Raw genomic sequence first — 12,970 nt, 5'->3', positions numbered from 1 at the left:
GAGGATTTGTTTCCCCGAGGAGGCGGAGACCCAGTCTGGGCTCCCGCCCTCACGGGAGAACAAGAAGCAGATTACGCCAGTGCCGCAACGCGTTCCGCTTGCGTCACCAGATCCGCCTCCGTCAGCCGCCGCCATCCAGCCGGACCCAACACCTCCAGCGGCCGGTACCGCGTCTTGTACTCCATCCGCGGGGAGCCCTTCACCCAATAGCCGAGATAGACGAACGGCAGTCCGGCATCGCGCGCTCGGAGGATGTGGTCGAGGATGATGAAATTGCCGAGCCCCGGCCGGCTCGCATCGTCGGCGGCGAAGAAGCTGTAGACCATCGACAACCCGTCAGCCTGGCGGTCGGTCAGGCACGCGCCGATCAGCCGCCCCTGCGCGCCGTTCTCGCCGGGCTCGCGATATTCGACGATCAGCGAATTGACCGGCGAATGCTCGATCATGTCGGCATAGTCGTCCTCGTCCATGCCCGCCATGCCGCCGCCCGGATGGCGCGCGCCGAGATAGCGCCGGAGCAACTGGAACTGCTCGTCCGTGGCCCAGGCCTTGCAGGCGGTGATCTCGATATCGCCGTGCCGTCGCAGCAACTTGCGCTGCGTCGTATTGCGCACGAACTCGCCCGCGACGATCCGGACCGACACACAGGCCGTACAACCCGCGCAGGACGGCCGATACGCCACGCCCTGGCTGCGACGAAAGCCGATCCGCCCGAGCGCGTCGTTCAGCTCGCCGGCATGCGGCCCGGTCAGTTCGGTGAACACCTTGCGCTCCTGCCGGCCCGGCAGATAGGGGCACGGGGACGGACTCGTGACGAAGAAGCGCGGAAAACGAAAAGGCGCAGTCACCGAACCAAATGTCCTTCAGGCAGGCGCGGGGAGCCGCGTTTTCGACATATGGTCGTATCACACGCTACTGAAAAGCGGGTTTACCACGATACAGCGTTAACGGCGTAAATTACCGCGCCGCCAGGATTATAGCCCTGATGATCAGGCGAGTTCGACGGTCGACGTCTCATACCCACCGGCGCGGAGTGCGCCCACCAGCCGGTCGAGATGCGCGCGGTCGCGAAGTTCGCATTCGATGTCGGTGATCAGGCCTTTCGCCGGCAGCGTCGTGAAGACGCGCTGGTGATAGATCTCGATGATGTTGACGCGCTCCTGGTCGAAGATGCGCGCGACGTGGAACAGCGCGCCGGGCTTGTCCTGCAAGCGGATGCGCAGCCGTGCGAGACGGCCCGAGCGTGCGAGATCGCGGAGCAGCACGTTGGCAAGCAGGCGCGTGTCGATATTGCCGCCGCACAGCACGATGCCGACGGTCTTTCCCGCGAACCGCCCCGGGTGCGAGAGTAATGCGGCGAGCCCTGCGGCACCGGCCCCCTCGACCACGGTCTTCTCGATCTGGAGCAGCAGGCTGACCGATTCCTCGAGGCTGCGTTCGCTGACCAGCAGGATCTCGTCGACCAGGCTGGCGACGATCTTCGACGTGATCGCGCCCGGCTCCTTGACCGCGATGCCCTCGGCGAGCGTATCGCCCGCACATGGCATGTCCGTGCCGTTGATGCGGTTGTACATTGACGGGAACAGCTCGGCCTGGACCCCGACGATCTCGATCGGGTGCCCGCCGGGCTGCTGGCTTGTGGCCTTCGCGACCGTCGACATGCCCGAGATCAGGCCGCCGCCGCCGATCGGGATCACCAGCGTGTCGATCTGCGGCACGTCTTCGAGCATCTCGATCGCGACCGTACCCTGGCCGGCGATGACGCGCGGGTCGTCGAACGGGTGGACGAAGGTGAAGCCGCACTCGCCCTCGAGGATCCGGGCATGCGCATAGGCCGCGTCGAACGTCTCGCCGTGCAACACGACGTTGGCGCCGTGGCCTTCGGTCTGCATGACCTTCACGGTGGGCGTGTTGATCGGCATCACGATCGTCGCGGGAATGCCGAGCCGGTTGGCGTGAAAGGCGAGGCCTTGCGCATGATTGCCGGCCGAGGCGGCGATGACCCCCTTCGCACAGGCTTCCGGCGACAGTTGCAACAGCGTGTTGAGCGCGCCGCGTTCCTTGTACGCCGCGGTAAACTGGAGGTTCTCGAACTTCAGATACACCGTGGCGCCGGTCATCTGGCTGAGCGTGCGGCTGATCAGCGTCGGCGTGCGGACGATCGACTCGCGAATGCGTGCATGCGCGGCGTGGACGTCGTCGAGAGACACGGGAAGGGTGAGCGCCGCTACGGCAGCCTGGGTAGCCATGATCGCCCCGCTAGACCATCTGGCGCAACGGGGGAACACCGCTTATGCGCGGGGCTATGGCAAAACTGGCATTCATCGGAACCGGCGTCATGGGCGCGCCGATGGCGGGGCATCTCGTCGCGGCAGGGCACGACGTCACGGTCTATAACCGGACGCAGGCCAAGGCGTTGGCGTGGGCCGATAAATATGGCGGCTCGGTCGCGGACACGCCGGCCGCGGCGGCCAAGGATGCCGAGGCGGTGTTCGCGTGCGTCGGGAATGACGACGATCTGGCCCTGGTCACTTTAGGCGAGGACGGTGCGTTCGCGGCGATACGCGACGACGCGGTGTTCGTCGATCACACCACCGTTTCCGCCTCGATCGCGCGGCGGTTGGCCGGCGAGCGGGCCTTGGTGGTCGACGCGCCGGTATCGGGCGGCCAGGCGGGCGCGGAGAACGGCAAGCTCTCGATCATGTGCGGCGGCTCGGCCGAGGCGATGGCGAAGGCCGAACCGTTCATGCAGGCCTATGCGGCGCGGATCGTCCATGTCGGCGAGGCCGGCGCTGGCCAGACCACCAAGATGTGCAACCAGATCGCGATCGCCGGGGTGATCCAGGGGGTCGCCGAAGCGATCCGGTTTGCGCAGGTGGCGGGGCTCGATCTCGACAAGGTGCTCGAGGCGATCTCGGGCGGCGCGGCGCAGAGCTGGCAGATGGTCAATCGCTGGCCGACGATGGCGAAGGAGGAGTTCGACTTCGGGTTCGCGGTCGACTGGATGCGCAAGGATCTCGGGCTGGCGCTGGACGAGGCGCGGCGCAACGGTGCGGTGCTGCCGGTCGCCGCGCTGGTGGATCAATTCTACGCCGATGTGCAGGCGATGGGTGGCGCGCGCCAGGATACGAGCGCGCTGGTACGGAGATTGCCGAAGTGATGCGTCTGATGCTTTCCGCAGCCGCGATCGCGCTGCTCTCGACCCCCGCACTGGCCGACGGAATCGTCGACAACGTCAACGGGATCACCGTCGCCGATGGCGGTCGCGTGATCCACTTCAAGGCGATCCTGATCGACAAGGACGGTCGCGTCACGCGGCTCGTGCCGCCCGGCGAGGAAGCGCCCAAGCTCAGCCGCAAGGAATTGAAGAAGAACGCCGGCAAGCCGCTGTACGACTGGCGGATCGACATGGGCGGCAAGACGGTGCTGCCGGGCTTTGTCGATGCGCATGGCCATGTGATCGAGATGGGTTTCGGCGCGCTCTCGCTCGACCTGTCGATGACCAAGTCGCTCGAAGAGGCGAAATCGAGGATCGCGGCGTATGTCGCCGCCAATCCCGACCGGAAGTGGGTGATCGGGCGCGGCTGGAACCAGGAGGCCTGGGGGCTGGGTCGCTTCCCGACCGCCGCTGATCTCGACTCGGTATCGGGCGGGCACCCGATCTGGCTGTCGCGTGCCGACGGTCATGCCGGTTGGGCGAACCGCGAGGCCATGCGCGAGGCCGGCGTCACCGGCGCGACCGTATCTCCGGCAGGTGGTCGCATCGAGAAGACCGGCGGCGCGCCCGCGGGCGTGTTCGTCGATGGCGCGCAGGCGTTGATCGAGAAGGTCGTCCCGCAGCCGCTCCCCAAGGAGCGCGATGCCGCCTTCCTGACCGCGCAGAGCATCCTGCTGCGCTACGGCGTCACCGCGGTCGCCGACATGGGCACCACGCTCGACGACTGGCTGACCTATCGCCGGATGGCGGATATCGGCGGGCTTCGTGTCCGGATCATGAGCTATGCGCTGGGCGTCGAGACCGCGAGCCGGATCGGCGGCAAGGGGCCGACGCCGTGGCTGTACAACGACCGCCTGCGGATGGGCGGCGTGAAGCTGTACGCCGACGGCGCGCTCGGTTCGCGCGGCGCGTGGCTGTTGAAGCCCTATGCCGATGCGCCCGGCCAGTCGGGGCTCGGTTTCGTGACCGACGACCAGCTCCAGAACCAGATGAGCCGGGCGGCGATGGACGGCTATCAGGTCGCGGTCCATGCGATCGGCGACAAGGCCAACCAGATGGTGCTCGACGCGATCCAGGTCGAGAGCGAGACCTATACCGGTGATCGCCGCTGGCGGATCGAGCATGCGCAGGTCGTCGATCCGGTCGACCTGCCGCGGTTCGGCAAGTTCGGCACGATCGCCTCGATGCAGCCGACGCATGCGACCAGCGACCGGACGATGGCCGAGGCGCGGCTCGGGCCGAACCGGCTGGCGGGCGCCTACGCTTGGAAATCGATGCTGACCAACGGCGCGAAGCTTGCGTTCGGCACGGACTTCCCGGTCGAGAAGCCCGATCCGTTCGCGACCTGGGCGGCAGCGTTCACGCGGCAGGATGCCGAGGGGCAACCGCAGGGCGGGTGGCAGCCGCAGGAACTGGTCACGCGCGAACAGGCGTGGTGGGCGATGACGGGTGCGGCCGCGTATGCCGGGTTTGCCGAGAAGCAATTCGGTGCACTCGCGCCGGGGCAGCGTGCGGACTTCATCATCGTCGACCGTGATCCGACGATGGCGTCGCCGACCGACCTGCGCGCCACCGTCGTGCAGGAGACGTGGATCGGCGGCGAGAAGGTCTGGGTGCGCAAGTAACCGCGCGGGTTACTGGCGCATCCGGATCAGCCCTTCCTGCGCCACGCTGGCGACGAGGCGACCGTCTCGCGCGAAGATCTTGCCGCGGTTGAAGCCGCGGGCGTGGCCCGACCACGGGCTGTCGCACGCGTAGAGCAGCCAGTCGTCGGCGCGGAAATCCTCGTGCAGCCAGAGCGAATGGTCGAGGCTGGCGGTCTGTAGCCCCGGCGTGATCCAGTTCTTGCCGTGCGGCAGCAGCGCGGTGCCGAGCAGTGCCATGTCCGACGCGTAGGCAAGAACCGCGCGGTGCATCGCCGGATCGTCGCCGATCGGCGCGACCAGGCGGAACCAATTGGCGTAGTGCGGCTCCTGCGGGACGGGATCGATCCAGCTGCGCGGGTTGACCGGACGCACCTCGATCGGCCGCCACCGCAGCATATGCGCGCGGAATTTCTCGGGGATGCCGTCGATATTCTCGAGCCGCAGGTCGCGGTCGGAACGCAGGGTTTCGGGCGCGGGCACGTCGGGCATCGCGTGCTGGTGGTGCAGGCCCTCTTCCGGCATCTGGAACGAGGCCGCCATGTTGAGGATCGGCTGGCCCTTCTGCATCGCGATCACGCGGCGGGTGGCAAAGCTGCGGCCCTCGAAATCGCGGACGACGCGGTAGACGATCGGATAGTCCTCGTTGCCGGGGCGCATGAAATAGGCGTGGAGCGAGTGCGCGGCCTTGGGGGCTTCGGTCGAACGCTGCGCGGCTTGCAGGGCTTGCGCGATGACCTGGCCACCGAACACGCGACCGACGCCGCCGGGCTGGCGCTTGCCGACATAGAGATCGGTGTCGACTTCCTCGATTTCGAGGAGGTCGACGAGACCTTGGGCGAGCGCTTCGGGCGTTACTTCGGCATTTTCAGCAGGCATCGGACCTCCATGTTCACCCGCGAAGGCGGACGCCCAGACTGGGCCCCCGCCTTCGCGGGGGTACACCCCACGGTCAATACCCTGCGGCGATGGCCAGCCGATCCGCGTGGAAATTCGCATCGCCGAACATCTCGGCGAGCACGCGCGCGCGCTTCATGTAGAAACCGATGTCGTATTCGTCGGTCATGCCGATGCCGCCGTGCATCTGTATGCCCTCCTGGACGCTGAGCGTCGTCGCCAGCGCAGTCATCGCCTTGGCCACCGAGACGGCTTCGTCGGCGCGGTCGCTGTTCTGGTCGAGCAGCTGTTGCGCCTTGAGGACCGCAGCGCGGGCGACTTCCATTTCCGAATACAGATGCGCGGCGCGGTGCTGGAGTGCCTGGAAGCTGCCGATCAGCGTGCCGAACTGCTTGCGCTGCTTCATATAGCCGACCGTCATATCCATCGCGCCGCCGCCGACGCCGAGCAGTTCCGCCGCCGCGCCGGTCCGGCCTGCGCGCAGGAGGCGGTCGAGCGGGGTGCGGCCCGCGTCGACTTCGCCGATCACCGCATCCGCATCGACCTCGACGCCGTCGAACTCGAGGCGGGCGGCGAGGCTCGCGTCGGCGAGGCGTTCGGCGGTCGCGGTCAGCCCGGCGACGTCCTTCGGCACTGCGAACAGCGTGATGCCGTCCTTGTCGTCGTCAGATCCGGCGGTGCGGGCGGTGACGATGATCAGGTCGGCGGTGTGGCCGTGCGTGACGAAGCGCTTGGCGCCGGTCAGCTTGAAGCCGTTGCCCGAGCGTTCGGCCTTCATCGCCACGGTGTCGCGGTGCTTGGCGGCTTCGTCGATCGCGAGTGCCGCCACGGTGTCGCCGGCGATGATGCCGGGGAACCAGCGTTCGGCCAGGCCTGTACCCTTCAGCGCCTCGACGGCGGCGACCGCGGTGGAGAGGAACGGGGAGGGGGACAGGTTGCGGCCGATTTCCTCGAGCACCACGCCCGCTTCGACATGGCCGAGCCCGAGCCCGCCCTGGTCTTCGCCGATCAGGACGCCGGTGAAGCCCATTTCCGCGAACTGCTTCCACAGGTCGCGCGAGAAACCGGTTGCGTCGTCGGCGTCGCGCAAGGACCGCATGTGGCTGACGGGCGCGTGTTCGGCGACGAAATCGCGGATCGTGTCCTGCAGGACGGTCTGGTCGTCGTCTAGGTAGAGTGGCATCGATCAAATCCTGTTCGTCACCCCGGACTTGTTCCGGGGTCCACCGCGCCTCGTTTCCGACGCGCTGGTGGATGAGTGGACCCCGGAACGAGCCCGGGGTGACGGAGCGTGTGTGGTCAGGCCGGCAGTTCGAGGATGCGCTTGGCGATGATGTTGAGCTGGATCTCGCTCGTCCCGCCCTCGATCGAGTTCGCCTTGGTGCGCAGCCACGATCGTGGGATCGCACCGCCGCGCGAGCGCTCGCTGTCCCATTCGAGCGCGTCCGAACCGCCCGCCGCCATCATCAGTTCGTACCGCGACTTGTTCAGCTCGGTGCCGTAATATTTCATCATGCTCGGCTGCGCGGGGTGCGCCCTGCCGGCCTTGAGCTCGTCGATGAACCGCTCGGACATCGCCCCGAACGCCTTCGCGCGCACCTCGAACACCGCGATCGACGCGCGCAGCAACGGATCCGCGAGCCGGCCGTCATGCCCGAGCCCGACGGTGGCGATCGCGCCGTCGATCAACGGATTGCCGCCGCTCGACGCCAGCCCCATGCCGGAGATCATCTCACGCTCATGCCCGAGCAGATATTTCGCGACGTCCCAGCCCTTGTTCTCCTCGTACACGCGGTTGATCTTGGGCACCGCGACATTGTCGAAGAACGTCTCGCAGAACGGCGAATTGCCGCTGATCAGCAGGATCGGCTTGGTCGACACGCCGGGCGAGGCCATGTCGAACAGCACGAAGCTGATCCCGCCCTGCTTGCTCGTCTTGTCGGTACGGACGAGACAGAAGATCCAGTCGGCCTTGTCGGCGTAGGACGTCCACACCTTCTGCCCGTTGACGAGATAATGGTCGCCCTTGTCCTCTGCCGAGGTGGCGAGTCCCGCAAGGTCGGAGCCCGCATTCGGCTCGGAATAGCCCTGGCACCAGCGGATCTCGCCGCGCGCGATCTTGGTCAGGTGATCGAGCTTCTGCTCCTCGGTACCGTATTTCAGCAGCGCCGGTCCGAGCATCGAGATCCCGAACGAGTTGAGCGGGTTGCGCGCCTTTATTGCCGTCATTTCTTCGCGCAGGATCTTGGTTTCGGCCGGCGACAGCCCGCCGCCGCCATAGGCCTTAGGCCAGTCGGGGACGGTCCAGCCCTTGGCGGCCATCGTGTCGAGCCAGTCCTTTTGCGCCGGAGACGATGGCTTGAACTGGCGCCCGCCCCAGCAGACATCGTCCTCCGAGCGCACCGGCTTGCGCATCTCGGGCGGGCAGTTTTCCGCGAGCCAGGCGCGGGTTTCGGACCGGAAAGTGTCGAGGTCGGACATCGGATCAGCTCCTGCTTAATCGGTGGGCGAGCGCGGCGACGGCGATCGCGTCGTGGTCGCGGTAACGGTTGGTGATGACCTGCACGCCGATCGGCAGGCCGCGCGGGTCGGTTCCGACGGGCACGCTGGTCGCGGGCAGATTGGGGAAGGTGGCGAGACCCGCCCAAGCGAACTGGACGCCGAACGGGGTGTCGTCGCCGTCGATCGACAACGTGCGTCGCGCGACATTGCGCTCGGCAATGTGCGGGAAGGCGTTCACGCCGCTGGCGGGCGCGATCACCGCGTCGAACTCTTCGAACAGCGTGTTCCATGCCCGCTGCATCCGCGCCTGCGAATCGAGCAGGTCGAACCAGTGCGACAGCGTCGCGACCTTGCCGTCGCGCGATGGCCCGCCGCGGGTCATCGCGATGCCCAGCATCCGCATGTAATCGGTGTGTTGCGCGGCGAGGTCGATCGGCGGGGGCTTGCGGGAAACGGCGGCACCGGCGGCAGTGAGTGATTCGCCGACGCGCTCGATCGCACCGACGATCGACGAATCGACGCGCGCCGAGGGATGCGCGGTGAGCAGCAGGATGCGCGGCCGCTCGAGATCGAGGGTCGCGCGCGGCAAGGCGGTGTCGGCGAGGATATCGAGCGCTGCGGCTAGATCCTCCGGGTTGCGCGCAAGCGGTCCGATCACGCCGAGGACGGCGCTCGCCCCATCGGTGCCGGGGACACGGTGGCCGATGTCGGACAGCGCGGCATAGGTCGGCTTGTGGCCCCAGACGCCGCAGAACGCCGCGGGCACGCGGATCGAGCCGCCGATGTCCGAGCCGAGTTCGAGCGGCACCATGCCGGACGCGAGCGCTGCGGCGGCACCGCCCGACGATCCGCCGGGGGTGAGGGTCGGGTCGAGCGGATGGTTGGTGCGGCCGTGGATCGGGTTGTCCGCCTGCCAGTCGCTCAGCCGCACGGGCACGTTGGTCTTGCCGAGGATGACCGCCCCCGCCGCCTTTAGTCGGGTCACGGCCACCGCATCGCGGTCGACGATGTTCGCGCGGTGGACGCCGACGCCCCAGCTGGTCGGCAGGCCGGCGACGTCGAACGATTCCTTGACCGTCATCGGCACGCCGAACAGCGGCCGGTTACCCGGACCTTCCGCATCCAGCGCGCGCGCCGCCTCCCTCGCCCGCGCGAAATCGCGGACGACGACGGCGTTGATCGCACCGTCGCGCGCCTCGATCCGCGCGATCGCCGCGTCGCATTCGGCGAGCGCGGTCGTCTCGCCCGCACGGATCGCCGCCGCGGTCTGAAGCGCGGACCGCTCCATCAGCGTGCGATCGCCTGGGAGGTGGCGCGGCGTGCGGTCACTTCAGTCGGCCACCCGATGCGGCTGCGTCCTTCAGCGACTTGGCGACGGGGAAGCCGTATTTCTCCAGCCCCGCGACGACCTTCGCCAGGCCTTCCGACTGCGCCCAGAACATCGGGCCGCCGCGGTAGACGGGCCAGCCATAGCCGTAGATCCAGACCACATCGACGTCGGACGCGCGCTGAGCCTTGCCCTCTTCGAGGATCAGCGCGCCTTCGTTGACCATCGTGTAGAGCGTGCGGACGACGATCTCCTCGTCGCTGATCTCGCGCGGCGTCACGCCCGACTTGGCGCGGAAATCGTCGATGATCTGCGTGACGCGCGGGCTGTTCGAGGGGGTGCGCTTCTCGTCGTAATCGTAGAAGCCGGCCTTGGTCTTCTGACCCCAGCGGTTTTCCGCGGCGAGCGCGTCACGGATATTCTCGATCCGGCTCGGGTCGCGGTGCCAGCCGATGTCGACGCCGGCGAGGTCGCTCATCTGGAACGGCCCCATCGGCATGCCGAACGCGACATGGACCTTGTCGATCTGCTCGGGGCTCGCGCCTTCCAGCAGTAGCTTGGTCGCCTCGACCTGGCGCGGCATCAGCATGCGGTTGCCGATGAAGCCATAGGTAACGCCGGCCACGACCGCGACCTTCTTGATCTTCTTGGCGAGCGCCATGACGGTCGCCAGCACGTCGTCCGCGGTCTTGTCGCCGCGGACCACCTCCAGCAATTTCATCACGTTGGCGGGCGAGAAGAAGTGCATCCCGACGACGTCCTGCGGCCGCTTCGTGCACGCCGCGATCGCGTCGATGTCGAGATAGGAGGTGTTCGACGCGAGGATCGCGCCGGGCTTGGCGATCGCGTCGAGCTTGGTGAAAATCTCCTTCTTCACCTCCATCGTCTCGTACACCGCCTCGATGATGAGGTCGCATTCGGCGAGATCGGCGAAGTCGAGCGTCGGCTTCAGGGCGCCCATCGCCTGTTCGACTTGCTCGGGCTTGATCCGGCCCTTGGCGGCGGTCGCCTCGTAATTCTTGCGGACGACGCCAGTGCCGCGGTCGAGCGCGTCCTGCTGCATCTCGACGATCGTGACGGGGATGCCGGCCGACAGGAAGTTCATCGAGATGCCGCCGCCCATCGTGCCTGCGCCGATCACGCCGACACGCTTGATTTCGCGCAGCTTGGTGTCTGCGGGGACGTCGTCAATCTTGGCGGCCTGGCGTTCGGCGAAGAAGATGTGGCGTTGCGCGGCGGACTGGTTGCCCATCATGAGCTTCATGAATTGCTGGCGCTCGAACGCGATGCCGTCTGCGAAGCTGGAGCCGTCCGCGGCCTTTTCGATGCAAGCAATGTTGGCAAGAGGCGCCTCGAAGCCACGGAAACGACGCGCGTTTTCCTTGTTGAACGCCGCGACCGCATCGGGGTCGGCCTGTGCTGTCTTCTCGGACGCGCGGGGCAGGGGGCGCTTGGTCGCGATCTCGCGGGCGAAGGCGACGGCATCTGCCTCGAGGCTGTCCTCGCCGACGATCTTGTCGATCAGGCCGGCATCGAGCGCTTTCTTTGCCGAGATCGGATCGCCCTTGGCGGTCATTTCCAGCGCGAGCTTCACGCCGGCGATGCGGGGAATCCGCTGCGTACCGCCAGCACCGGGGAGCAGGCCGAGCTTCACTTCGGGGGTGCCGATCTTCGCGGACGGGACGGCGACGCGGTAGTGGCAGCCGAGCGTGACTTCGCATCCGCCGCCGAGCGCGGTGCCGTGGATCGCGGCGACGACCGGCTTCGAGGAGGCCTCGATCATGTCGACGACGGTGGGCAGGCCGGGCTCGACCATTTCCTTGCCGAATTCGGTGATGTCAGCGCCCGCGAAGAACGTGCGGCCATCGCAGCGGATCACCATCGCGGCGATGCTGTCGTCGGCGATGCCGTCCTTGATCGCGGCTTCGAGGCCCTGGCGGACGGCGGCGCCGAGCGCGTTGACGGGCGGATTGTTCGAGATGATGACGAGGATGTCGTCATGGCGTTCGGTGCGGATCGGTGAGGTCATACAATCTCCTGCGGTTTGAACGTCATGCCAGTGGACGCTGGCATCTCCTCGTAACGGGGAGACCCCAGCGTTCGCTGGGGTGACGGAATATTTGGACGGCGGTGGATCAGGTCATCGCGGCGTAGATCATCGTCTTCAGCTCGCGGCGGATGGGATAGAAACTGCTCGGCGAAAGCTGCGTCATGAACACCATCGAGATTCGCTCGACGGGATCGACGAAGAACGCCGTCGAGAACATCCCGCCCCAGTAGAACTCGCCTTTCGATCCCGGCACCATCGTCTTGGCGACGTCGTCGGTGATCGCGAACCCGAGCCCGAAGCCCGTGCCCGCGTTCGACGCCTCGCTGAACAGCGATTTCGACATCGTCGCGAGATCGGATTTTCCGGGCAGGTGATTCTGCGTCATCAGGTCGAGCGTCTTGCGCCCAAGGATGCGCGCGCCGTCCAGTTCGCCGCCGTTCAGCAGCATGGTGTTGAACCGGTGATAATCGAGCGCGGTCGACACGAGTCCGCCACCGCCCGAGACGAGCTTCGGCATGCGGCTCCACGCGCTGTCCGCGCCGCGATCGTACATCACGCGGCCTTTTCCGGCGACGAGCGTGTAGCAATCGGTCAGGCGGTCGAGCTTGTCGGCGGGGACCTGGAAAAAGGTGTCGTCCATCTTCAACGGCACGAAGATGCGCTCCTTGAAGAACTGGTCGAGCGGGAGCCCGGACACGCGTTGGACGACCGCGCCGAGCACGTCGGTCGCGACCGAGTAGTTCCACGCGGTGCCGGGCGAGAATTCCAGCGGGATCTTCGCTAGCGCGGCGACGAAGCCGTCGAGATCATGGCCGCCGTGCCAACTCTCGATCTTGCCGTCGCGGTAGGCCGCGTCGACGTTCGAGCGGTTCTGGAAGCTGTAGGTAAGCCCCGATGTGTGGCGAAGCAGGTCAACCATCCGCATCGGCTCGGCGGTCGGCTTGGTGACGAACGGCACGCCGCCACCACCGCCATTATAGACCGCGATGTCCTTGAACTCGGGCAGGACATGATGGACCGGGGTGTCGACCGCGACGAGGCCCTGCTCGACCAGCATCATGAACGCGACCGAGGTGATCGGCTTGGTCATCGACGCGATCCGGAACAACGACTTTTCATCGACCGCCTTGCCGCCTTCGCGCGCGGCGCCGGCGTGCGAGAAATGGACGATCTCGCCGTCGCGCGCGATCAGCAACTGCGCGTTGGGGAGCTTGCCCGAATCGACGTAGCGGGTCTGGAGCAGGGTATCGATCGCCGCCAACCGGCTCGCATCGAAGCCATGCGCGGCGGGCTTGGCGATTTTCATGATTCGACCGTTCCCGCCATGACCTTCT

General features: G+C 66.9%; 10 protein-coding genes. 2 read left to right on the top strand and 8 right to left on the bottom strand.

Features of this window, described 5'->3' with window-relative positions:
* Positions 1–71: 71 nt before the first annotated feature.
* Together EQZ23_RS02645 and EQZ23_RS02640 are read right to left on the bottom strand one after the other, a co-directional pair.
* Positions 72–848: an arginyltransferase gene (locus EQZ23_RS02645; RefSeq protein ID WP_128452901.1), complete on the bottom strand. Its 777-nt coding sequence runs from the start codon at positions 846–848 to the stop codon at positions 72–74.
* Positions 849–989: 141 nt separating this feature from the next.
* Entirely contained in the window at positions 990–2,249 is a 1,260-nt protein-coding gene (locus EQZ23_RS02640; protein ID WP_128452900.1) for a threonine ammonia-lyase, read from the bottom strand.
* A 56-nt stretch (positions 2,250–2,305) separates the two neighbouring features.
* On the opposite strand from EQZ23_RS02640, the gene EQZ23_RS02635 reads away from it, so the two are divergent.
* Together EQZ23_RS02635 and EQZ23_RS02630 are read left to right on the top strand one after the other, a co-directional pair.
* Positions 2,306–3,160, top strand: coding sequence for an NAD(P)-dependent oxidoreductase (locus EQZ23_RS02635; protein WP_128452899.1), 855 nt, complete (start codon positions 2,306–2,308; stop codon positions 3,158–3,160).
* A gap of 8 nt (positions 3,161–3,168) precedes the next feature.
* Positions 3,169–4,842 carry an amidohydrolase gene (locus EQZ23_RS02630; RefSeq protein ID WP_128453558.1) on the top strand — a complete coding sequence of 558 codons (1,674 nt, stop codon included), beginning with the start codon at positions 3,169–3,171 and terminating at the stop codon, positions 4,840–4,842.
* A 9-nt stretch (positions 4,843–4,851) separates the two neighbouring features.
* Here the strand turns inward: EQZ23_RS02630 and EQZ23_RS02625 are convergent, their stop codons facing one another.
* The 6 genes from EQZ23_RS02625 to EQZ23_RS02600 form a co-directional block, all read right to left on the bottom strand.
* Positions 4,852–5,739 carry an acyl-CoA thioesterase II gene (locus EQZ23_RS02625; RefSeq protein ID WP_128452898.1) on the bottom strand — a complete coding sequence of 296 codons (888 nt, stop codon included), beginning with the start codon at positions 5,737–5,739 and terminating at the stop codon, positions 4,852–4,854.
* Between the two features lie 73 nt (positions 5,740–5,812).
* A complete protein-coding gene (locus EQZ23_RS02620) occupies positions 5,813–6,940 on the bottom strand; it encodes an acyl-CoA dehydrogenase (RefSeq protein WP_128452897.1) in 1,128 nt (375 codons plus the stop codon).
* Positions 6,941–7,056: 116 nt separating this feature from the next.
* The gene (locus EQZ23_RS02615; RefSeq protein WP_128452896.1) at positions 7,057–8,238 is read right to left on the bottom strand and encodes an acyl-CoA dehydrogenase family protein; all 1,182 of its coding nucleotides are present in this window, start codon (positions 8,236–8,238) and stop codon (positions 7,057–7,059) included.
* A 4-nt stretch (positions 8,239–8,242) separates the two neighbouring features.
* On the bottom strand, positions 8,243–9,547 hold the full coding sequence (locus tag EQZ23_RS02610) for an amidase family protein (RefSeq protein WP_128452895.1): 1,305 nt from the start codon (positions 9,545–9,547) through the stop codon (positions 8,243–8,245).
* A 37-nt stretch (positions 9,548–9,584) separates the two neighbouring features.
* Positions 9,585–11,615, bottom strand: coding sequence for a 3-hydroxyacyl-CoA dehydrogenase NAD-binding domain-containing protein (locus EQZ23_RS02605; protein ID WP_128452894.1), 2,031 nt, complete (start codon positions 11,613–11,615; stop codon positions 9,585–9,587).
* Positions 11,616–11,721: 106 nt separating this feature from the next.
* The gene (locus EQZ23_RS02600) at positions 11,722–12,942 is read right to left on the bottom strand and encodes a serine hydrolase domain-containing protein (RefSeq protein ID WP_128452893.1); all 1,221 of its coding nucleotides are present in this window, start codon (positions 12,940–12,942) and stop codon (positions 11,722–11,724) included.
* Between the last annotated feature and the right edge of the window lie 28 nt (positions 12,943–12,970).

Source organism: Sphingomonas sp. UV9 (assembly GCF_004101245.1).
Lineage (GTDB): Bacteria > Pseudomonadota > Alphaproteobacteria > Sphingomonadales > Sphingomonadaceae > Sphingomonas.
This window is presented reverse-complemented; position numbering and strand designations above follow the sequence as displayed.